The sequence below is a fragment of the Streptomyces sp. NPDC051320 genome, assembly GCF_040682175.1.
Classification (GTDB): Bacteria; Actinomycetota; Actinomycetes; order Streptomycetales; family Streptomycetaceae; genus Streptomyces.
Genome location: NZ_JBFBAL010000019.1, coordinates 18,177 through 39,068, shown reverse-complemented (window position 1 = coordinate 39,068; position 20,892 = coordinate 18,177). Strand labels below are relative to the sequence as shown.

Annotated in this window: 24 protein-coding genes and 2 pseudogenes; 17 read left to right on the top strand and 9 right to left on the bottom strand. The window is 71.1% G+C overall.

Annotated elements, in window-relative coordinates; all coding sequences use genetic code 11:
* The 6 genes and pseudogenes from AB0M87_RS30130 to AB0M87_RS30105 all read left to right on the top strand — a co-directional run.
* Nucleotides 1–1,061: pseudogene (locus tag AB0M87_RS30130) on the top strand (hypothetical protein); the annotation flags it as partial.
* Between the two features lie 102 nt (nt 1,062–1,163).
* Nucleotides 1,164–1,853, top strand: coding sequence for a DUF2993 domain-containing protein (locus tag AB0M87_RS30125; protein WP_365858556.1), 690 nt, complete (start codon nt 1,164–1,166; stop codon nt 1,851–1,853).
* A 220-nt stretch (nt 1,854–2,073) separates the two neighbouring features.
* A complete protein-coding gene (locus AB0M87_RS30120) occupies nt 2,074–2,154 on the top strand; it encodes a putative leader peptide (RefSeq protein WP_350962106.1) in 81 nt (26 codons plus the stop codon).
* 149 nt (nt 2,155–2,303) lie between these two features.
* On the top strand, nt 2,304–3,143 hold the full coding sequence (locus tag AB0M87_RS30115) for a sulfurtransferase (RefSeq protein WP_365858554.1): 840 nt from the start codon (nt 2,304–2,306) through the stop codon (nt 3,141–3,143).
* A gap of 33 nt (nt 3,144–3,176) precedes the next feature.
* Nucleotides 3,177–3,464 carry a DUF1416 domain-containing protein gene (locus tag AB0M87_RS30110; RefSeq protein ID WP_365858552.1) on the top strand — a complete coding sequence of 96 codons (288 nt, stop codon included), beginning with the start codon at nt 3,177–3,179 and terminating at the stop codon, nt 3,462–3,464.
* Nucleotides 3,465–3,608: 144 nt separating this feature from the next.
* Nucleotides 3,609–3,866 carry a DUF3099 domain-containing protein gene (locus AB0M87_RS30105; protein ID WP_365858550.1) on the top strand — a complete coding sequence of 86 codons (258 nt, stop codon included), beginning with the start codon at nt 3,609–3,611 and terminating at the stop codon, nt 3,864–3,866.
* 17 nt (nt 3,867–3,883) lie between these two features.
* Here AB0M87_RS30105 and AB0M87_RS30100 read toward each other — a convergent pair whose 3' ends face one another.
* The gene (locus AB0M87_RS30100; RefSeq protein ID WP_365858548.1) at nt 3,884–4,249 is read right to left on the bottom strand and encodes a DsrE family protein; all 366 of its coding nucleotides are present in this window, start codon (nt 4,247–4,249) and stop codon (nt 3,884–3,886) included.
* A gap of 255 nt (nt 4,250–4,504) precedes the next feature.
* On the opposite strand from AB0M87_RS30100, the gene AB0M87_RS30095 reads away from it, so the two are divergent.
* From AB0M87_RS30095 to AB0M87_RS30085, 3 genes are read left to right on the top strand one after another with little or no spacing between them, the layout of a single operon-like run.
* The gene (locus tag AB0M87_RS30095; RefSeq protein ID WP_365858546.1) at nt 4,505–5,068 is read left to right on the top strand and encodes an FABP family protein; all 564 of its coding nucleotides are present in this window, start codon (nt 4,505–4,507) and stop codon (nt 5,066–5,068) included.
* Between the two features lie 56 nt (nt 5,069–5,124).
* On the top strand, nt 5,125–5,589 hold the full coding sequence (locus AB0M87_RS30090) for a Fur family transcriptional regulator (RefSeq protein ID WP_365858544.1): 465 nt from the start codon (nt 5,125–5,127) through the stop codon (nt 5,587–5,589).
* Between the two features lie 10 nt (nt 5,590–5,599).
* A complete protein-coding gene (locus AB0M87_RS30085) occupies nt 5,600–6,565 on the top strand; it encodes a folate-binding protein (protein ID WP_365858542.1) in 966 nt (321 codons plus the stop codon).
* 34 nt (nt 6,566–6,599) lie between these two features.
* Here the strand turns inward: AB0M87_RS30085 and dtd are convergent, their stop codons facing one another.
* Nucleotides 6,600–7,025: a D-aminoacyl-tRNA deacylase gene (dtd, locus tag AB0M87_RS30080; protein ID WP_365858540.1), complete on the bottom strand. Its 426-nt coding sequence runs from the start codon at nt 7,023–7,025 to the stop codon at nt 6,600–6,602.
* Between the two features lie 116 nt (nt 7,026–7,141).
* Between dtd and AB0M87_RS30075 the strand changes: the two genes are divergently transcribed.
* The 3 genes from AB0M87_RS30075 to AB0M87_RS30065 all read left to right on the top strand — a co-directional run bounded on the left by AB0M87_RS30075 (nt 7,142) and on the right by AB0M87_RS30065 (nt 10,065).
* On the top strand, nt 7,142–7,729 hold the full coding sequence (locus AB0M87_RS30075) for an ABC transporter substrate-binding protein (protein WP_365858538.1): 588 nt from the start codon (nt 7,142–7,144) through the stop codon (nt 7,727–7,729).
* Between the two features lie 94 nt (nt 7,730–7,823).
* Entirely contained in the window at nt 7,824–8,813 is a 990-nt protein-coding gene (locus AB0M87_RS30070) for an asparaginase (protein ID WP_365858536.1), read from the top strand.
* Between the two features lie 10 nt (nt 8,814–8,823).
* A complete protein-coding gene (locus AB0M87_RS30065) occupies nt 8,824–10,065 on the top strand; it encodes a GNAT family N-acetyltransferase (protein WP_365858534.1) in 1,242 nt (413 codons plus the stop codon).
* A 23-nt stretch (nt 10,066–10,088) separates the two neighbouring features.
* Here the strand turns inward: AB0M87_RS30065 and AB0M87_RS30060 are convergent, their stop codons facing one another.
* Nucleotides 10,089–10,277, bottom strand: coding sequence for a hypothetical protein (locus tag AB0M87_RS30060; protein WP_365858532.1), 189 nt, complete (start codon nt 10,275–10,277; stop codon nt 10,089–10,091).
* A gap of 252 nt (nt 10,278–10,529) precedes the next feature.
* On the opposite strand from AB0M87_RS30060, the gene AB0M87_RS30055 reads away from it, so the two are divergent.
* The 4 genes from AB0M87_RS30055 (at nt 10,530) to AB0M87_RS30040 (ending at nt 14,280) form a co-directional block, all read left to right on the top strand.
* Nucleotides 10,530–11,396: a winged helix-turn-helix domain-containing protein gene (locus AB0M87_RS30055; protein WP_365858530.1), complete on the top strand. Its 867-nt coding sequence runs from the start codon at nt 10,530–10,532 to the stop codon at nt 11,394–11,396.
* Between the two features lies 1 nt (nt 11,397).
* Entirely contained in the window at nt 11,398–12,150 is a 753-nt protein-coding gene (locus AB0M87_RS30050) for an HAD family hydrolase (protein ID WP_365858528.1), read from the top strand.
* Nucleotides 12,151–12,275: 125 nt separating this feature from the next.
* Entirely contained in the window at nt 12,276–13,466 is a 1,191-nt protein-coding gene (locus AB0M87_RS30045) for a phosphotransferase (RefSeq protein WP_365858526.1), read from the top strand.
* Between the two features lie 127 nt (nt 13,467–13,593).
* Nucleotides 13,594–14,280 (top strand): HAD family hydrolase, encoded by a 687-nt coding sequence (locus tag AB0M87_RS30040; RefSeq protein WP_365858524.1) that lies wholly within the window; start codon nt 13,594–13,596, stop codon nt 14,278–14,280.
* Between the two features lie 34 nt (nt 14,281–14,314).
* Here the strand turns inward: AB0M87_RS30040 and AB0M87_RS30035 are convergent, their stop codons facing one another.
* Nucleotides 14,315–14,920, bottom strand: coding sequence for a zinc-binding dehydrogenase (locus AB0M87_RS30035; protein ID WP_365858522.1), 606 nt, complete (start codon nt 14,918–14,920; stop codon nt 14,315–14,317).
* Between the two features lie 439 nt (nt 14,921–15,359).
* On the opposite strand from AB0M87_RS30035, the gene AB0M87_RS30030 reads away from it, so the two are divergent.
* A complete protein-coding gene (locus AB0M87_RS30030) occupies nt 15,360–16,166 on the top strand; it encodes a hypothetical protein (RefSeq protein WP_365858520.1) in 807 nt (268 codons plus the stop codon).
* A gap of 16 nt (nt 16,167–16,182) precedes the next feature.
* Here AB0M87_RS30030 and AB0M87_RS30025 read toward each other — a convergent pair whose 3' ends face one another.
* The 5 genes and pseudogenes from AB0M87_RS30025 to AB0M87_RS30005 all read right to left on the bottom strand — a co-directional run.
* A complete protein-coding gene (locus AB0M87_RS30025) occupies nt 16,183–17,406 on the bottom strand; it encodes an RNA polymerase sigma factor (protein WP_365858517.1) in 1,224 nt (407 codons plus the stop codon).
* A complete protein-coding gene (locus AB0M87_RS30020) occupies nt 17,406–17,759 on the bottom strand; it encodes a YciI family protein (protein WP_365858515.1) in 354 nt (117 codons plus the stop codon). The genes AB0M87_RS30025 and AB0M87_RS30020 overlap by 1 nt, the downstream gene beginning before the upstream one ends.
* 125 nt (nt 17,760–17,884) lie before the next feature.
* Nucleotides 17,885–18,811 (bottom strand): ketopantoate reductase family protein, encoded by a 927-nt coding sequence (locus AB0M87_RS30015; protein WP_365858513.1) that lies wholly within the window; start codon nt 18,809–18,811, stop codon nt 17,885–17,887.
* Entirely contained in the window at nt 18,808–19,368 is a 561-nt protein-coding gene (locus AB0M87_RS30010) for a helix-turn-helix domain-containing protein (RefSeq protein ID WP_365858511.1), read from the bottom strand. The genes AB0M87_RS30015 and AB0M87_RS30010 overlap by 4 nt, the downstream gene beginning before the upstream one ends.
* 393 nt (nt 19,369–19,761) lie before the next feature.
* A pseudogene (locus tag AB0M87_RS30005) lies at nt 19,762–20,823 on the bottom strand (MerR family transcriptional regulator); the annotation flags it as partial.
* Between the last annotated feature and the right edge of the window lie 69 nt (nt 20,824–20,892).

Here is a 20,892-nt window from a genome sequence, read left to right as displayed (position 1 = left end):
AGCACCCGCACCAGCCGGTGCAGCACCCGCACCACCAGCCCCACGAGCCCGTGCAGCACCCGCACCAGCCGGTGCAGCCGCCCTACCAGCCCGCGCAGCCGCCGTACGAGCAGCCCGCCCCCCACCCGCAGCCCCCGTCATTCGCCGAGCCCACCTACCTCCAGCCGCAGTCGTACCCGCTGCCGCCGGAGGCCCCGGCGCCCGTGCCGGCCCCCGCGGCCGTGCCGGCCCCGGCGCCCGCGTACGCGCCGCCGGTCGCCGACGGCCCGGCGTACAGCGCCCCGAGCACGGTCGGCAACGCGCGTATCACCGACGCCCAGCGGGCGCGGGCCGAGGGACGGTCGCCGGTCATCGCGCCGGGGATCCAGCCGGCCGGGCTGACCGCTGGGCTCGGGTTGCTGATCGCGGTGGCCGCGTTCGGCGGGCGGTACGCGGTCGTGGTTCCGCTCCTGGTGCTCCAGGCGCTCACCGCCGCGGGCTGGTTCCGGCTGAACGGCATGTGGCCGGCCCGTCAGGGCATCGCGCTGGCCTTCGCCGGCGGTGTCGTCGCCGATATCGCACTGCTGGCGGCGGGGGAGCAGCACGGGCCGGCCGCCATCATCGGCACGCTCGGCGTCTGGGTGCTGCTCACGCTGGTGCTGCAGTTGCGCAGCCACGCCTCGCCGGAGGAGCGGATGGGGGGGCTGATGGCGACCATCGCCTCCTCCGCGTTCGCCATCGTCGCCACCGGCACCCTGGCCGCGTCGATGGACGCGGTGACGGTCGGCGGGATCGCCGTCGCGGTCGCGGTGATCGCCCGGGCGCTGCCGTTGCCCGGACCCGCCTCGGTCGTCGTCGCGCTGGCGGCCGCCGCCGGTGCGGGGATCCTGGCGGGTGGCATGACGGGCCTGGGCGCGCAAGGCGCGTTGCTCGGGTTCGCCGCGGGCGGCTGTGCACTGATCGGGCTGCGGGTCGCCAGCTACGACTACCCGTCCCGGTTCGTCCACCTGACGGCCGGCGTGGCCCTGCCGCTGACCATGGCGGCGCCGGCGGTCTATCTGATCGGAAGGGTCATCGGCTGACCGGCTGACCGGGGGAGATTCGGCAGAGGCCCTAAGCTCGCGGACGGTGCCACTGGCACTCATCGAGCGACACGGGGACGACCAGGGTGGGGACGACCGGCCATGCGCGCACTGCGAACACTGTTCATCATCGTTGTGATCCTCGGCGGCCTGTTCGTCGGCGTGGACAGGATCGCGGTGCACGTCGCGGAGAACAAGGCCGCCGATCGGATACGCAGCAGCGAAGGTCTTTCCGCGTCGCCGGACGTCGACATCAAGGGATTCCCGTTCCTCACCCAGGTCCTCGGCAAGAAGCTGGATCAGGTCGACGTGACGCTCAAGGACGTCGAGGCGAAAGCGCAGGGCCGCAAGGTCAGGATCACCAGGGTGCGGGCCGAGCTCCACGACGTACGGATCTCCGGCAGCTTCAGCAGCGCGGTGGCCGCTCGGGCCACCGGCACCGCGCACATCTCCTACGCGGACCTCACGAACGCCTCGGAGACCGGCGCCAAGGTCGCCTACGGCGGAAACGGCAAGGTCAAGGTCACCGGTTCGGTCCACATCCTGGGCCGCAAGGTCAGCCGCAGCGTCATCTCATCGGTGACCCTGGTCGGTAAGAACCGCATCCGGGTGCACGCGGACACGGTGCCCGGCGAGGGCATCCCGGAACTGGAGAGCCTGGTCCGCAAGCAGACGGACTTCGAGAGTGCGATCGGCGGGCTGCCGGCCGGCCTCGAGCTGGACCAGGTGCGGGCCACGCCGGACGGCGTCGACGTCGGTGTCGCGGGTACGGATGTCTCGCTGACCGGATGAGGTTCGGCGGGCGACCGGACGAGGACGCGCGGACGGGCCGGATGGTGAGACGCGGGTGTCCGGTCCGCAGATGCTGGGCAGGGAGCAGGCGGGGTCGGAGCGCCGCGGCAGCCGGGGCAGGACTGCGCTCCGCGCATCACGTCTCGTATAGTGGACGATCGCGTATCACCATATGACACGACGGTGACATCTCCGCCCGTACTTCCCTACGATCGTGTGCATGAAGCGACAGGCGGATCTCACGAAGCGGCGGGCAGTAGACCTGTGCCGCGTCGCCGCCATGCTCTGTCGCGCCGTTTGAGCGGGAGCGCTTTTCCCGTATCCCCGGGCCCTTCGACCGTTTGTCAGGGCCACCCCTCGCGGTGCCGACACTCCACGCCTTTCCGTGGACCGCACGCGGACGCACCGCTCCCCGCATCACCCGCCGCACCTGCCCCGGAGGAGAACCGCATGAGCCGCAGCGACGTACTGGTGGACGCTGACTGGGTCGAGGCCCACATCGACGACCCGCAGGTCGCCATCGTCGAGGTGGACGAGGACACCTCGGCGTACGAGAAGAACCACATCAAGAACGCCATCCGGATCGACTGGACCAAGGACCTCCAGGACCCGGTCCGGCGTGACTTCATCGACCAGGCCGGCTTCGAGAAGCTGCTGTCGGAGAAGGGCATCGCCAACGACACCACGGTCGTGCTGTACGGCGGCAACAACAACTGGTTCGCGTCGTACGCCTTCTGGTACTTCAAGCTCTACGGCCACAGCGACGTCCGGCTGCTCGACGGCGGCCGCAAGAAGTGGGAGCTCGACTCCCGCGACCTGGTCGACGCCGTACCGTCGCGCCCGGCCACCACGTACAAGGCCAAGCCGCAGGACGAGTCGATCCGCGCCTACCGCGATGACGTGGTGGCCGCGATCAACAACAAGAACCTGGTCGACGTGCGGTCGCCCGACGAGTTCAGCGGCAAGCTGCTCGCCCCGGCGCACCTGCCGCAGGAGCAGTCGCAGCGCCCCGGCCACGTGCCGAGTGCCCGCAACATCCCGTGGTCGAAGAACGCCAACGACGACGGCACCTTCAAGTCGGACGACGAGCTCAAGGCCCTTTACGAGGACGAGCAGGTCGACCTGGCGAAGGACACCATCGCCTACTGCCGCATCGGCGAGCGCTCCGCGCTGACCTGGTTCGTGCTGCACGAGCTGCTCGGCCAGGAGAACGTCAAGAACTACGACGGCTCGTGGACCGAGTACGGCTCCCTGGTGGGCGTGCCGATCGCCCTCGGCCCTGCCCAGTAACCCCTCATCCTCCGACCCGAAGGACAGACCCGTATGTGTGGAGCAAAGGCCGGCGGCCCCGACGCTTCGACCATCAAGCCCGGCGAAACGACGATCCAGGGCAGCGTGACCCGTAACGGCGAGCCCGTCACCGGTTACGTGCGACTGCTGGACTCGACCGGCGAGTTCACCGCCGAGGTCCCGACCTCGGCGACCGGACAGTTCCGCTTCTACGCGGCCGAGGGCACCTGGACGCTGCGTGCGCTCGTCCCCGGCGGCTCGGCCGACCGCACGGTCGTCGCGCAGACCGGCGGCCTCGCCGAGGTGGCCATCGCGGTCTGACCGCACGCGCCGAGCAGTACCAGTGACCGGCCGAAGGGCCGCACCCCCGGGGGTTGGACGCCACCATTCGGGGTGCGGCCCTTCGTGCCGTCCCGGCCCGGCACCGCCCGCCCCGCATACGCCGCCCGGCCTTACGCTGGACACATGTACTCGCGACGTCGGCGCGGCTATTTCCTGCTGATGGGCGGCTGCCTGCTGCTCTTCATCTCCGCCTGGGCTTTCGTGCGTCTCTGGTCGGTCCCGGCCGCCATCGGGATGTGCCTGGTGGCCATGATCATCCCGCCGATCGCCGCGATCGTCGGCAACCGCAGAGGCCCCGACGACCGCTGGTGGGACGATCCCTCCGGCGACGAGAAGTCCGACGAGTGGTGGGACGAACTGGACGGCAAGAACCGACGGTAGGGCGCAGGCCGGCCGCGTCAGTAGACGAGGGCCTGCACGCCGTCGGCCATGGCTTCCTGTACGAAGACCTGCGCCCCGGCGATCCGTACGCCGTCCAGCACGTCCTTCTCGGTGATGTCGCGCCGGGCCGCGCACTGGGTGCACAGGGTGATCAGACCGCCTGCCTGAATCGACTCGATCAGGTCCGGCAGCGGCGCCGCATGCGGCAGTTCGAATGCGGCGGCCCGGCCGGGCAGGGCGAACCAGGCGGACTCACCGGTCAGCCAGAGGGACACCTCCACCCCGCTGGCCACGGCGACGGCGGCCACGGTGAAGGCCTGCGAGCACCGCTCGGCGGCGTCGGATCCCGCGGTCACCTTGATCACTAGCTTCTTCTGCGCCATGACCGCACTGTAATCGCCGGGCGGTGCGGCCCCGGTTCCCGCCGGCGCCGGCCCCCCTTGCCGCCCACCTCGCAGAGAGGGCTGAGCCGCCACCCATTAGGCTGGGACTCGGCCTTTTCTGCTTCCCTCGTTCTTGCAAGGAGCACCCCGTGCTTGACGCAGTCTTCATCGCCCTGCTGGTCCTGGTCTGCGTCGGCGTGCTCGCCTTCACGGGCCTGTCCGTGAAGAAGCTCTACCAGGGTCAGCGCTGACCTCATGATCGAGATTCCGTCGGACCTGCATCCGAGCCTCGTCCCGCTCGTCTTCCTGCTCGGCAACTGGGAGGGTGCGGGGGTTTCGGACTTCCCCGGTGACGAGAAGTGCAACTTCGGCCAGGAAGTCACCTTCACCCACGACGGCCGGGACTTCCTCGAGTACGTCTCGCACACCTGGGTGCTGGACGCCGAGGGCAAGAAGGTCAAGCCGCTGGAGTCCGAGTCCGGTTACTGGCGGGTCGACGAGCACCGCAAGGTGGAGGTCGTCATGGTCCGCGACCAGGGCGTGGTGGAGATCTGGTACGGCGAGCTCGCCGACCAGAAGCCACAGATCGACCTGGGCACCGACGCGGTGGCGCGTACGGCGGCCTCCGGCCCGTACAGCGGTGGCAAGCGGCTCTACGGCTATGTGAACAGCGACCTGATGTGGGTCGGTGAGAAGGCCACCCCGGACGTCGAGCTGCGGCCGTACATGTCGGCCCATCTGAAGAAGGTCGTCGACCCCAGCGAGTGGGCGAAGGACCTCAAGGACCTCCCCGACGACGGGATCGCCTTCTTCAAGTAGGCCGTGCGTGCGCATGAGCCGCTCCTGCGGGCGGGCGGCGCTCCTACACTGGCGTTGTGGTGACCACCGACTGGCAGAGTGACCTCCGCCGCCGCGGGTACCGGCTGACCCCTCAACGGCAGCTGGTGCTCGAGGCTGTGGACGCCCTGGAGCACGCGACGCCCGACGAGATCCTCACCGAGGTGCGGAAGACGGCGGGCGGCGTGAACATCTCCACGGTGTACCGGACCCTGGAGCTGCTGGAGGAGCTGGAGCTGGTCAGCCACGCCCACCTGGGGCACGGTGCGCCGACCTACCACCTCGCCGACCGGCACCACCACATCCACCTGGTCTGCCGGGACTGCGGAAACGTCATCGAAGCCGACGTGGCCGTCGCCGCCGACTTCACGGCGAAGCTCCGTGGGAGCTTCGGCTTCGAGACCGATATGAAGCACTTCGCGATCTTCGGGCGCTGCGAGAACTGTGCGGGCGCCGGCGCCGACGAGCCGTCCGCCGAGAAGGCCCCCGGCAGCCGGTCGTAGGCTTACAGGCATGAAGAGTCCGCTGCTGTCCCTGCCCGGTGCCGTGCCTGCCGAAGGACGTGACGAGGGCGTCGCCGCGCACTACGGAGACCTGTTCCGCGAGCAACGCGATCTCGCGGCCGGCACCGGCCTCGTCGATCTCTCGAACCGCGGCGTGATCACCGTCAGTGGTGCGGACCGGCTGAGCTGGCTGCACCTGCTGCTCACCCAGCACGTCAGTGACCTCCCGGCGGGCCACGCCACCGAGGCGCTGGTGCTCTCCGCCCACGGGCACATCGAGCACGCCCTCTACCTGGTGGACGACGGCACCACGGTGTGGGCACACGTGGAACCGGGCACGCAGCAGGAGCTGCTCGGGTACCTGGAGAGCATGAAGTTCTACTACCGGGTCGAGATCGCCGACCGCAGCGAGGACATCGCGGTGGTCCATCTGCCCGCCGGTTCGATCGCCGAGGTGCCGGAGGGGGTGGTGGTGCGCGAGACGGCGTACGGCCGGGATCTGTTCCTGCCCGCGGAGCAACTGGCGGAGTATGCGGCCACGCACGGCCCGGTCGCCGGGCTGCTGGCGTACGAGGCGCTGCGGATCGAGGGGCACCGGCCCCGGCTGGGCCTGGAGACCGACCACCGCACCATCCCGCACGAACTGGGCTGGATCGGCGGCGCCGTCCACCTGGAGAAGGGCTGCTACCGAGGCCAGGAGACGGTCGCCCGCGTCCACAACCTGGGGAAACCGCCGCGACGGCTGGTCTTCCTGCATCTGGACGGCAGCGAGGTGCTGCTGCCCGGACACGGCACGCCGGTCCGGCTCGCGGCGGACGGTGAGGAGGGGCGCCAGTTGGGCTTCATCACCTCGTCGGCACGCCACCACGAGCTCGGCCCGATCGCGCTGGCGCTGGTGAAGCGGAACGTGCCGGTGGACGCCGAGCTGATGGCGGGGGACACCGCGGCCGCTCAGGAAGTCGTGGTCGAGCCCTGAGCCTGCCGCCCGGGTTCGGGCCATCATCGAGGGCTCAGACCTCGATCAGTACGGTGAACGGGCCGTCGTTCGTCAGCGAGACCCGCATGCTCGCGCCGAACCGGCCGGTCCGCACGGTCGCGCCCAGGGCCCGCAACTGATCCACCACCTCGTCGACCATCGGCTCCGCGACATCGCCCGGCGCGGCGGCGTTCCAGGTGGGACGTCGGCCCTTGCGGGCGTCTCCGTAGAGCGTGAACTGCGAAATCACCAGCAAGGGCGCATCCACGTCCGAACAGGACTTTTCGCCTGCCAGGATCCGTACCGACCACAGCTTGCGTGCGAGCTGTGCCGCTTTTTCCTTTGTGTCCTGATGGGTGACGCCCACGAGGACGCACAATCCCTCGCCGGTGATCTCCCCAACCGTCTCACCAGCAACGATGACGCTCGCGCCATCCACTCTCTGCACCACAGCACGCATGCGGACCAACCTATCCGGGGCCGAACGGGTGCACAGCGTCAGCAGGGGCACCATCCGGGGTGGCACCATGCACGGAGGCGGTGCACCGCACCGGTCGAGGGGAACGGAATACGCATATGAGCACATCTGGCGCCGGGCAGTTGCCCGGTCCCGTATCCATGACCCGGATCAGCTCCGCACCACGGCCACCCGAGCAGCGCGCGGGCGAGGCTCTCCCGGTGATCCCCGAGTACGACATCGGCGCGCTGCGCCTGCCGGAGCTGCGCACGCTGCGCAAGGACGCCCAGCGCGACGAGGCCGACCTCAGCTATGTGCGCCGGATGCTGCACGGGCGGATCGACATCATCCGCGCCGAACTCGCCCGGCGTACCGGCCCGGAGTCACCGGTCGTCGAGCGGCTCTCCGAGATCCTGGCGGACCTCCCCTCTTCGCACCGCTCGTCGGCCCGCCACGTCACGCTCTCCACCCCGCGCAGCGAGGAGATCCGGAAGCTGGCGGCCGACATGCTCGCCGAGTTCGAACTCTCCGACCTGGGCGCCCGGACCGACGAGGAACTGCACACCGGGATGGGCCGCCTGGTCCGCCACGAACAGCAGGTCTCCCGCCGCAGGCAGCATCTGCAGCGGACCGCGGACGATTGCAGCGCCGAGATCGCCCGCAGGTACCGTGATGGCGAAGCTCAAGTAGACGACCTGCTCCTTTAGGAGCGCACTGAAGACCTCGGCCGGGCCAAGATCTTCAGCACGCTCATGAGGCGATCCCTTGTCGGGGGCGGGTCTCCCGTTCGGAAGGCCGACGATGACCGCTCCCTCCACCGCTCCGCAGTCCCCCGCCACCACACCGGTCCTCGCCGAAGTCGTCAGGTCCGGCTTCGTCGAAGGCCTGCACCGGGGGTCGCTGGTGATCCTCGCCGCCGACGGTCGGGTGGAGTACACGCTGGGCGACCCGTCGCTGCCGGTCTTCCCGCGGTCCAGCAACAAGCCGATGCAGGCGGCCGCGGTGCTGCGGGCCGGTTTGGATCTCGCCGGGGAGCGGCTGGCGGTCGCCGCGGCCAGCCATTCGGGCGAGCCGTTCCACCTGGAACTGGTGCGGAAGATGCTCGCCGAACACGGCCTGCGGGAAGCCGATCTGCAGTGCCCGGCGGACCTGCCGCTGGACCCGGTGGAGGCCGAGTCCTATCTCGCGGCCGGCCGGGGCAGGGAGCGGATCGCCATGAACTGCTCGGGCAAGCACACCGCGATGATCGCCGCCTGCGAGCTGAACGGCTGGCCCACCGAAACCTATCTGGACCCTGACCACCCGCTGCAGCAGCTGGTCCTGTCGGTGGTGGAGGAGGCGGCCGGCGAGCGCGTCGCCGCCGTCGGTACGGACGGCTGCGGGGCGCCGCTGATGGCGATCAGCCTGGTCGGTCTGGCCCGGGCCTTCCGCAGCTTCGTGCTCGCCGGCGAGGGCACACCGGAGCGCCGGGTGGCGGACGCCATGCGCGCCCACCCGGAGTACGTCGCGGGCACCCGCAGGCCCGACACCTGGCTGATGCGCGAGCTGCCGGGGACGCTGTCCAAGATGGGCGCCGAGGCGGTCCAGGCGGTGGCCCTGCCGGACGGCCGGGCGCTGGCCTTCAAGATCGACGACGGCGCGACCCGGGCCCTCGGCCCGGTGCTCGCCCGGACCCTCGAGCGGATGGGCGTCGACAGCCCGGTCCTGGCCAGGCTGGCTGACGCGCCGCTGCTGGGCGGCGCCGCGAAGGTGGGCGAAATCCGGGCGACAGTGGGCGGAGCCGCTGCCTAGCCTGAGCCGCATGACTGTCGACGTACGCCTCATCACCGAGTCCGAATATCCCGACTGGCTGCGCGCCGTGCACACCGGATTCCTGCAGCCGCCCGTCGCATCGGACGAGGAGGCCCGGAGCCGGCGACCGTACACCGACCTGGCGCGGACCCGGGGCGCCTTCGAGGACGGGCGCTGTGTGGCGACGTTCCGCTCCTTCGCCCAGCAGATCACCGTGGTGGGCGGTGCCGCACTGCCCGCGGACGCGATCACCAACGTCACCGTCACCCCGACGCACCGCCGTCGCGGCCTGCTCAGCCGGATGATGGCGGCTGACCTGGCGGCGGCGAAGGAGCGCGGCGACGCGCTGGCCACGCTGATCGCCGCCGAGTATCCGATCTACGGTCGGTACGGCTTCGGCCCGGCGGCCGGCGTCGCGGAGTGGACGGTGGACGTGCCGCGCACCGGACTGGACCGCCGGTGGTCCAGGCCGGAGTCCGGCCGGATCGACCTGGTCGACGGCGCGAACGTCCGTAAGCTCGGCCCCGACCTGCACGACCGCTTCCGCGCGGTGCAGCCGGGCGCGGTCGGCAGGGACGAACGCTGGTGGGCGACCCGCACCGGCGCCGAGCAGTTGCCGGACCACCCCTGGACGGAGCCCTTCTACGCGGTCTACCGCTCGCCGGCCGGGGAGATCGACGGGCTGCTGGTCTACACGGCCGACGACAAGTGGGGCGACGCCAAGCAGCCGTTGAACACCGCGACCGTGCTGAGCCTGATCGCCGTGTCACCGGCCGCCGAGCGGGCGCTCTGGCACTACCTCTGCTCGGTCGACTGGATCACCACCGTCAAAACGGGCCGCCGGGGCCCCGACGACCTGCTGCCCCTGCTGCTTCCGGACCCGCGGGCTGCCCGCATCACCCTGCAGGCGGACTTCCTGTGGGTGCGGCTGCTCGATGTCGTACGGGCTCTGGAGGCCCGTACCTACGAGGCCGCCGGCACCCTGGTGCTGGACGTGCGGGACGCCGACGGACTGTCCGCCGGCCGCTACCGTCTCGACGCCACACCGGCCGGCGCGACGTGCGCGCCGACCACCGAGTCGCCGGATGTCACGCTGGATGTACGGGAGTTGGGCGCGCTGTACCTGGGTGACGCCTCGGCGGTGCGGCTTGCCGCGCTCGACCGGATCACCGAGGAGACGACCGGCGCGGTCGCGCGTACCGAGGCGCTGTTCCGTACGGCGGTACGGCCGTGGTGCCCGGACGTCTTCTGAGCGGCGCGGACGGGGGAGGGTGGTCAGCCCAGTACGGCGCGGACCTGGAGCATCAGCATGAACGCCCCCAGGCAGCTGCAGGGAACATTGGCGGACTTCACCCCGATGGTGAACATCGCGAGTCCGACCAGACCGGTGACGCCGAACGCGGACTGGACGGTCTGTTCCAGGATGAAGCTGAGTGCGGCGAGCAGGAGAGCTGTGGTGGGCATGGTTTCCCTCCTCCGGGATGGTGGGGAGCACCAGTGCCTGCACGCCGTTGTACGGCTCGTATGCCCCGTGATGAGATACTTGCAGTCAAGTGCCAGACAAGTGCGGCCAGTTGACTTGCCTTACATGTTCCCGCTCGCGACATGCTCGTAAACTTGTCTGGTCACTGGCCTGGTTTGCTGAACAGGAAAAGGCTCCTGTCCGTTCTGGCATGTCAATTACGCCAGGCTGCGCGGTAGTTGTACGGTAGGAGGGTGTCCCCACGCGACCCAGGCAGTGAAGACAGCAGGAAGTTCCAGGTCATCGCGGACGACCTGCGGACGGAGATCGCCGACGGCGTCTACCGGCCGGGGCGGCAACTGCCCTCTCAGCGTGAGTTGCAGGCCAAGTACGTGGTCTCCCGCGAGACGGTGGGCCGGGCACTGGACGTGCTCAGGGACGAAGGGCTGATCCAGTCGAGCCGCGGCCGGCCCGCCACGGTGACCGCCGCCGGCCCGGCAGCTCCGGCCGTCGCGCAGGCGGCGCAGGTGACCCTGCAACCCCGGCTGAGGGAAGCCTTCCAGGCCGAAGAGGTCACGATGGATGTGCTGTCGCTGACCTCCGAGACGATGGCGCAGCATCTGGGCGCCCAGGTCGCCCGGATCAATGACGGCGAGATCCAGCCACGCAGCATCGCGCTGCGGTTGATGCTTCCCGACATCACCGGCATACGGCTGGCATTTCCCCGCGGTGTCGACGATCCCGAGGACGACCGCCCGCGCAAGCGGCACCGCGACATGGTGATCAACCACGCGAAGTCGCTGCGGCACTCGCTGCTCAAACTTCGCCACCAGGGGCTGGTACCCGAGGTGTCGGTGCAGATCCGGACCGTGCCCTTCACCCCGCCGCTCAAGTTGTACCTGCTGAACAAGGACCAGCTGCTGGAGGGCTATTACACCCTGGAGCAGTGGACCCCCGAGCCCATCGACGGAGTGGAGGTCACCATCCTCGACTCCCTCGGCATGGGCGCGACGCTTTTCCCGTACACCAAGCCGGAACAGGCACTGAAGGTGGAAGCGGCGCAGAAATTCTTCGACTCCTACTGGGACCAGTTGTCCCAAGAAGCGGATTTCGGCGACTGACGTGCTGCTCTCCCCCGATCCCGACCCCTCCCTCCATCCCGATCCCGCATCCGGCCCCGCTCTCACCCCACCGTCCGGACTGCGCGCGCTGCTCTCGGACGCCGCACTGGTGCTCTGGGACTTCGACGGCCCCGTCTGCGGACTCTTCGCCGGGCTGGGTGCGCCCGAAATCGCCGCCGATCTCCGGGCGATGGCCGTCGGGCGAATGCCGCGGTGGCGGCAGCTCGACGGTCTTGACGATCCGCTCGCCGTGCTGCGCCTCGCCTACGACGCCTTCCCCAGCGACCCGGACGGTCTGATCTCGGCCATGCGGAAACGTCTCGAGGAACTGGAGACCGACGCCGCGTCCACCGCCGAGCCGACGCCCGGCGCGTTCGAGCTGATGGAGCAGCTGCTGGCGGCCGGCAAACAGCTGGTGATCGCGACCAACAACAGCGAGGCGGCCGCCCGCGCCTACCTCGAACTGCACGGCGTCGGCCGGTACTTCCGGGCGGTCGTGGGCCGGCACGACGACCCCCGGTTGATGAAGCCCCACCCGTACTGCCTGGAGCGGCTGCTGACCGAGACCGGCTCCGCGGCCGCGGACGCTCTGATGATCGGCGACTCACCCGCCGACGCCGTCGCCGCGCGGACGGCCGGGGTGCCGTTCGTCGGCTATCACGCGACGCCGGCGAAACGGGCGCGGCTGCGGGCGGCGGGAGCGCCTCACCTTGTCTCGGATCTGGCGGTGATGACAGCGGCGGTCGGCCGGTAGGGGGCGCACAACTGCCTTTTACCTCGCGGGGTTTGAGGTCGTCGACACTCTTGGGTATGAAGGTGAGTGGTGGGCCGGGGACGGCCGGCCGCTGAGTCCTCCGGTCACGAGAGCGCAGGAGCCGCATGCCCGATGTAGCCCGCAGCGCCCACGAACCCGGCGCCCCGGGCCGTACCGACTCGGACCGCGCCGCCTCGGGCCATGCAGCCTCGGGCCGTACGGTCGACAGCTGGGAATCGCTGTACCGGGCGGCAGGCGAGGGGGAGCCGCTCAGCGGTTACTACCACCGCAACTACTGCGTCGGACTGCCGGCCGCCCTCGCCGAGTCGGTCTCGCTCACCGCCGGCACGCCGGTGAAGGTGCGCGCCCCGATTCCCGACGCGCTGCAGTTCAATCTGCGGATCTGGCCGGAAGGGGAACTGCTCGGCGCGATAGCCGGGCTGGTGGACGGAAGCCCCCGGGTGCTCGCCGACCGGCCCGGTTTCACGGTGTACTCCTTCGCTCCCGGCCGACCGCTCGACGGTCTGGCCGGCCCGGACCGGCCCGCCGGGCGTCCGTACGCGAAGTCCATCGAGCGGCTCTTCCGGCAGACGGCCGCGGTGCCACCCGGCCTGCTTCCGCCGCTCCCCGTGGGCTGGCCGGACGACGGGGACTGCGCGGGCTTCCTGCGTACCCTCATCGACTTCACCGAGTCCGAGGTCAGAGGGCGGTGCGGGCCGGCGCACCGAGAACTCTTCGCCGCGCTGGGCGTGGGCGACGACGCCCTCGGAAGGCTGCGGACACGGGCTGACGGGCTGGGCCACCGCCCCTTCGCGTTGCTGCACACCGACGCGCATGCCGGCAATCTCATCGTCGGTCAGGACGGTAGCCTCTCACTGATCGACTGGGAGCTGGCGCTCTTCGGCGACCCGGTCTACGAGATCGCCGCGCACCTGGCGCGCATGCGGTACGCGCGGCGCGGGCAGCGGCAGGCCGCGGTGCGGGCCTGGCGTGCCGCGCTGGCCGCGAGCCGTCCGAAGGCGTTGGCGGGACACCGCGGCGCCCTGCGGACCTATCTGGACTTCGAGCGGTTGCTCTCGGCGCATATCGATGTGATCCGGCTGACGACAGCGCTGCGTTACGGCCGGCCCGGCCCGGCGGCGCTGGGCTCGACGGCGGTCCGGATCCGCACCGTGCTCGGTGCGGCGCGCGGCCCGCTGGGGCTGCGCCGGGTGCCGAGTTCCGAGCGGATAGCGCTGGCCTGCGGTCGCTGGCTGCGGGCCGCACGGTCCGAGGCCGCGGCCGTCCGGCCGGGAGCGGGGCGTCGTGCGGCGTGACCGGCCAGGTCCTGTCCGGCCGACGGGCGCTTTTCCGCTTCCGTGGCCTATGTGCGAGGCCCCGGAAGTGGTTCGATGCACTTCTGACCACATGAACGAGTCGGTACGAAGCGAACAGGCGGCACCCGTGATCCGTGAAAATCTCAGCGCCCGGATCGCCTCCACCCGATGCGTGCTCTTCGACTTCGACGGCCCGATCTGCCGGGTCTTCGCCCACCACGCGGGGCAGACCCCGCTGAGTGTGGCGGCCGACATGCGGCAGCTGGTGCGGGACCGCGGAATCAGCCTGGAGCTCACCGACCCGCTGGACGTGCTGCGGGCGGTCGGCGAACTCCGCCCGGGAAGCGAGCTCCTGGCGGAACTGGAGGAGTGGCTGACCCGGCAGGAGCTGCGGGCGGTGCCCGGCGCGTGGCCCACGATGTACGCGGACCGGCTGATCCAGACCTGGCGCGCGACCGGATGCCGGCTCGCGGTCACCGCGGACACCTCGGCCCGCACGGTCGCGGAGTACCTGGCGCGGCGAGGGCTGACCGACTGTTTCGGCTCGCACGTTTACGGCCGATCCGCCGACGTCGGCCTGCTCAAACCGCACCCGCAGCAGCTCCTCCAGGCGCTGCGCGACCTGGATACCGACCCCGGCACCGCGCTGATGATCGGGGACTCGGTGTCGGATCTCAGGGCGGCGGAGGCGGCCGGTGTGCCGTTTCTCGGTTATGCCACCCATGACCGGCGGGTCGACGAACTCGCCGCGGCCGGCGCCGACCTGGTGCTGAACACCTTCGAGCCGGTGCTGGACGTCCTCTGGAACCGCTAACCCGACCGCCGGTCTTCCCTCACCGCATCGCTCCTCACCCGCCGAGCAGCACCACCTTCCCCACCAGGGCGCGCCCCTCGATCGCGGCGTGCGCCTCGGCCGCCCGCTCCAGCGGATGGGCCGCCCCGATCACCGGGTGCAGCCGGCCCGCCGCCGCCTCCGCGAAGGCGGCGGCCGCATGACGGACGTAGTCCGCGTCGGCCGGCTGCACTTCGCTGATGCCCAGCAGGGTGACTCCTCTGCGCGCGGCCTCGTCCCGGTCCACCGGTGCGAAGCCGCCGGCCGGTGCGCCGTGCGCCGAGAAGCGGCCGCCGTCGGCCAGCAGCGCGAACGCGGTCAGGCCGAACGTTCCGCCCACGCCGTCCAGCACCACGTCGGCGCCGGCAGGGCCGAGCACCTTGCGGGCCTGCTCCGTCCAATCCGGTCCGGCCGCGTCCACCACCTCGTCGGCGCCCAGCTCCCGTACCAGGGCCGTCTTCCGTTCACCACGAGCCACCGCGACCACCCGGGCACCGGTCGCACCGGTCAGCTGGATCAGGACCGTCCCCATGCCCCCGGAAGCACCGAGGATCAGGACGCTCTCGCCCGCCGCCGGAGCGGTGTTCTCCAGCAGGGCCTGCGCGGTGGTCCCGTCGTGCACGAGGGCGGCGCCTCGCGCAGTGCGAGCCCCTCGGGCACCGGGACCAGGCGGGTCACCGGGGCCACCGCGCGTTCCGCGTAACCGCCCGTGAAGCCGATCGAGGCCGCCACCCGGCGGCCCGCCCATCCGGCATCCACCCCCTCCAGCTCCGGACATCGTGTTCGGCACCCTGTGGCGCCGCCTCATGGCCTCCGGGCAGTCCGTTGATGACGTCCTGTGGGAAGACTGACTGCCAGCCTCAGCGCTTCGGGAGGCCGGCCCGCAGGTCAGACCGACCGCCACGGCTGACCCCGGTGCCGGAAGCCGGTGGGGCGGTGCGCGAGGGTGGGGGCACGGAGAAGGCCCCCGGGCGGGCGTGCCGGGGACGCGGTGCACCGTCCACGATGCTTGCCGGAGGAGCCGGAACCGGTGGCCCGTTGGCGCGCGAGGTAGGGACGACATGGACATCGTGGTCGAGTTCGACCGGGACCCTTCGGCCGGAAACCGGTTGACGGACGAGCTGTACTCCGGGCTACCGGTGGCCGGGCCGGACGCCGTCGGCGCGCCGCCTCCCGGGCTGCTGGGGACCGCGGTCGCCCGGTCCGACGGCGCGCTGCTGGGCTGGGTGACGGTGTACTGCCCCGGCTCCGAGCCGGACGTGGCGGTCGCCCGGCGACTGCTGACGTCCCCGGAGCGGGAGCGGATCGTCGCCGGTCATGTCACCGAGCCCGACGGGACCGGCGACGAGGAGGCCGTCCTGGCCCGGCTCTTCCGTCGCGCGGCGGCCGAGGCCCGCGCCGCCGGGTTCCGCGCGCTGCAGTGGGACGACACCGAGTCGGAGCTGGACGCCCGGGTGGCGGCCGAACTGGAGGCCTCCGTACACCAGGAGATCGGCCGGAAGTGGGGGATTTCCGCGCTGGAGCGCTGGGAGCCGCGGGTGGCCCTGCCGCCGGTACGCACCCGCCGGCCGGTCGCGGGGCCGGGGTGGCAGGGACTGGAGCTGCTGACGGACGGGGACGGCGCGGCCCGTATCGCTGCGGTGGTGGCGGGCGAGGAGATGTACGTCGAGAGGGTCGGCCACCATGGCGTCGACGCTCTCGAACTGGGCGCCCTGGTGGCCGAGTTCATCCGCCAGGTGCGCCGGGTACACCCCTCCGTCCTGTCCTTCCAGGTCCGCGAACAGGCGGACGAGGTCCTCGCCTCGGCGCTCCGGGCCGCCGGGCTGCGGGTCAGCCATCGGTGGTGGCAGTACCGTCTGGCCCTCTGAACACCGTCTGGCCTCTCTACGCGGAGCCGGCCCGGAGCCGCTGCCCCAGGAAGTCGCGCTCAGGCCCGTTCTCCGTACGGGCCAGCGCCTCCTCGTACGCGGCGACCGACTCCGCGTTCCGCCCCAGTCGCCGGAGCAGGTCCGCCCGCACGGCGTGGAACAGGTGATAACGCGTCAGGCCGAGGCCTTCGACGACGGCGAGCGCCGCAGCCGGACCCTCGGTCTCCGCCAGCGCGACCGCCCGGTTGAGCGCCACGACGCCGCTCGGATCCAGGGCGAGCAACTGGTCGTACAGGCGCAGGATCTGCCGCCAGTCGGTGGCCGCGGCGGTCGGTGCGTCGCTGTGCACGGCGCTGATCGCGGCCTGGATCTGGTACGGGCCCGGCTGGTTGCGGCGGAGGCACCGCCGTACGAGGGACTGGCCCTCGTCGATGAGCGCACGGTCCCAGAGCCCGCGGTCCTGGTCGGCCAGCAGGACCAGTCCGCCGTCCGCACCGGTGCGAGCGGGCCTGCGGGACTCGGTGAGCAGCATCAGCGCCAGCAGGCCCAGGACCTCCGGCTCATGGGGCATCAGTTCGGCCAGCAGCCGGCCGAGGCGGACTGCCTCCGCGCAGAGGTCGGCGCGGATCAGCGTCTCGCCCGAACTCGCCGCGTATCCCTCGTTGAAGATGAGATACACGACGCCCGTCACGGCTTGGAGCCGGTCGGGCAGATCGGCCTCGTACGGGATGCGGTAGGGGATCCGGGCATCGCGGATCTTGCCCTTGGCGCGGACGATCCGCTGGGCCAGGGTCGGCTCGGGCACCAGAAAGGCGTGCGCGATCTCCGGGGTGGTGAGGCCTCCGAGGAGCCGGAGCGTCAGGGCCACCTGCGCGGGCGTGGCGAGCGACGGGTGGCAGCAGGTGAAGATCAGCCGGAGCCGGTCGTCGTGCACGGGGCCCTCCTCGGCCGGTCGGTCCCGCGTGTGCAGCAGGGCGGCCTGCACATGCCGGTCCGCCCGGGAAGCCTCCCGGCGGATCCGGTCGATGGCACGGTTGCGGGCGGTGGTGATGATCCAGCCCGCCGGGCTGGGCGGCAGCCCGGTGTCGGGCCACCGTTCCAGCGCCGTGGTGAACGCGTCCTGGACCGCCTCCTCGGCGAGGTCGATGTCGCCGAGGACGCGGACCAGGACGGCCACCGAGCGGCCGTACTCCTCGCGGAAGACGCGCTCGACGTCTCCGGACGCGGGGAGCGCGGGCATCAGTTCTCCACTTCGCCGTAGAACGGCCGCACCTCGATGGGCAGGGTGGTCGCGCGTGCCGCCTTGCGGCCCCAGGCGAGTGCCGCGTCCAGGTCGGGCGCCCGGACGATGCAGATCCCGCCGAGGTACTCCTTGGTCTCGGCGTACGGACCGTCGGTGGTGAGCACCTCGTCCCCCTTGAGCCGCACCACGGTCGAGGTACCCGGACTGTGCAGCCCGCCGGCGAAGACCCAGGCGCCGGCGTCCTTCAGTTCCTGGTGATACCCCTCGATGGCGCGCTGGATCCCGGCCAGTACCTCGGGGGCGGGCCTCTCACCCTCGGGCTGCATCACGCTGAGCAGGTAGTGCTGCATGGTCGTCCTCCTTGGCGTGCGGACCGCTCTCGTGTCGGCCTCTCACCCTTCAAACGAACGGGAAGCGCCGGGATCGACACATGGCCCCGGAGAAGTTCACGTCGTGCACCCGGCCGGGCGCACGGTCACTTCGCCGTCCGGGTGCGGTGCTGGTGAACGCGCAGATGCAGGGTGGCCAGATCCAGCAACGGGGTCTCGACGGTGAGCGCACGCGCGCGGTCCAGCAGGTCACCGAAGAGGTGCTCGACCTCGGTCGGGCGGCCGTCGAGGACATCCCGGTACATGGAGGAGGCGAACGGGCTGCCGGTCCTGGTTACCAGCTCCTCGGTGAAAGCGATCTTCTCGGCCGGCACCGGGTAGCCGGCCGCAGCGGACACGGCGGCGGCCTCGGCCAGGATCGCCGGACCGAGGGCGGCGCCACCGGGTACGGCGGTCACATCGCCGACCGTGCCGCGCATCAGACAGGTCAGTGCGCCGACGGTGGTGATGAAGACCCACTTGTGCCACATCTCGGCGACGATGTCCTTCGACGTGTGCACCTCCACGCCGGCCCCGTCCAGCAGCGCATGGATCGCGTCCACCCGTGCGGAGGGACCGCCATCCTGTTCACCGAGCGTCAGATTCGCCATCGCGGCCAGCCGGACGATGTCCCCCTCGTCGTTCAGCGTGGTGACGATCATGGCCACACCGCCGAGCACCGGCCGGGGGCCGAAGCGGGCGTTGAGCGCGTCGATGTGAGCCATGCCGTTGAGGAAGGGCACGATCGCGGTCTCCGGGCCTATCGCCGGGGCCACATCGTCGATGGCCTGCCGCAGCGCGGTGGACTTCACCGAGAACAGCACCAGGTCATAGGGGCCGGAGAGTTCGTCGGCGGTGACCAGCTTCGGGGCGATCGTGATGTCCGTACCGAGCCCGGTGATGCGCAGCCCGCGCTCCCGCAGCGCGGCGGCGCGGCGCGGACGCACCAGAAAGGTGACATCAAGCCCTGCCTCGGCCGGCAGGGCACCGAAGTAGCCTCCGGTGGCTCCGGCACCGACAACGAGAATCCTCATGAGTGTGCACCTTTCGTGGTGGTTCCCGAATCCCGCGGAGCTCGCAACGGCTCCAGCAGGCGGTGTGGCCGCAGCAGCGCGCGGGTCACCGGATCGTCGCCCTCGGCGGCCGGCGGCAGTCCGGGGCCGGGGGCGACCACGAGGTCCCCGACCTCGACAGCGCCACCGCAGCCGGTGCAGCGGCCGTCGGCGCCGACCGGTGCGCCGTCCGCACCATGACGGAAGATCCGGCGCACCCCGGCCGCCGCGTAGTGCTGATCGCCCCACGCGGTGAGCGCATGAACGACGGGCCAGAGCGAGACGCCCTTCTCCGCCAGTTCGTACTCCGCACGCCGTCCCGGCCCCGGCACCCGATCCAGTACGCCGGCCTCGGTGAGCGCGTTGAGCCGATCGGTGAGGACGGCGCGCGGGATCCGCAGATGCGCCGCGAAGTCCCCGAACCGCCGGACCCCGAAGAACGCGTCACGCACGATCAGCAGGGTCCAGCGCTCGCCGACGATCTCCAGGGAGCGGGCGAGTGAACACGCCTGTCCGGTGTAGTCGCGCGGGAGGGTCATGCCTCACCCTAACCCCAAACGGTTCGGTGAGTGAACCGAATATGTCTACGCGTCGGCTCGGTCTCCCGGCACCGGGGATGCCCCACGCGGCGTCCCGGGTGCGAAACGCGCGGCGCGGCCGAGGTATCGGGGCGCTCGCCCAGCACGCCGCAGTCCGGTGGTCGGTGCTCGGTCGGCGGTAGGCGGTAGGGCGGGACGTTCACCCGCGGAGCCAAGCCAGCAGGCGCCGTGGGGTCGGTCGCGACCGGCTGATCGCCGCGGCTCGGGGAGCCGGCTCGGGTCTCCTGGCTCGGCGGGCGAGTCGATATGCGTCGGCTTCCCCGATGAGTTCCTGAGAGCGGGCCTGGTGCAACTCGACGGGCATGCCGCTCGCTCCTCCTGCCGGAGTTCCGTGATGTGGGCGACCACGCAGCTGACGTTGTCCGGGCCGCCGGAGTCGTTGGCGAGGGCGACGAGTTCGCGGACCGCCTGCTCGGGCTCGCCGGTCCCGGAGAGCACTCGGCGGATGTCTTCGGTCGGGACGACGGTCGACAGGCCGTCGGAGCAGAGCAGGTACCGGTCCGCCGGCCGGGCATCGTGAAGGCGCATGTCGGGGGTGCCGTCGGCCCCTTGGCCCAGGGCTCGTAGCAACAGGGACCGCTGGGGGTGTGAGGCGGCTTCCTCCGGGGTGAGGCGTCCTTCGTCGACCATCGACTGCACCATGGTGTGATCGTGGGTGATCTGGAACAGCTCTCCGTCGCGCAGGAGGTAGACGCGGGAGTCGCCGATGTGGACGAGGGCCAGTTGTGAGCCGGTCCAGAGCATCGCGGTGAGTGTGGTGCCGGCCTCTTCGGGCGACGAGGCGGGTCCGGCGACGCCGTTGACGGCCTGTTTGGCCTGTTCGATGGCGTCCTCGAGGAGGTTGAGGAGAGCGCCTGCCGGGATGCTGTCGGTTTCGAGGCGCTTGAGCGCGTCGACGGCGGCGGCGCTTGCGGGGGCTCCTCCGCTGCCGAAGCCGTCGGCGACTGCGAGCAGGCGGGACCCTGCATAGGCGGTGTCCTGGTTGCTCTCACGGACAAGGCCCGTGTCGGACAGAGCGGCGTAACGGATTCCCAGGGGCTCGGCGGTACGGGGCATGGCGGGGTCCTTCCAGGACAGGTGGTCGATGAGGAAGGTGGCGAGGCCACGCCGTGCGGCGGTGTCGGCTTCGACCTGCGCCCAGAAAGCGCGGATCGCCTGGGCCGCCTGGCCCGCTTCCAGCGTGCAGACGTGCTGGATGTGGGCGAGGGGCATTCCCAGGCGTCGGAGCCAGGCGACCAGGCGGGCCTGGTCCAGTTGCTCCGGTGCGTAGAGGCGGTAGCCGGTCACCGGGTCGACGCGGGCGGGAGTCAGCAGGCCGAGCTCGTCGTAAAGCCGCAGTGCCTTCGGCGACAGCCGGGACGCCTTCGCGAACGCCCCGATGGTCAGCAGCCCCATGCTCGCTCCTCCTCATGCCGAGCACGTCGCCCGGCCCCACTGATGCTGTGGGCTCCCCCAAGGTGAAGG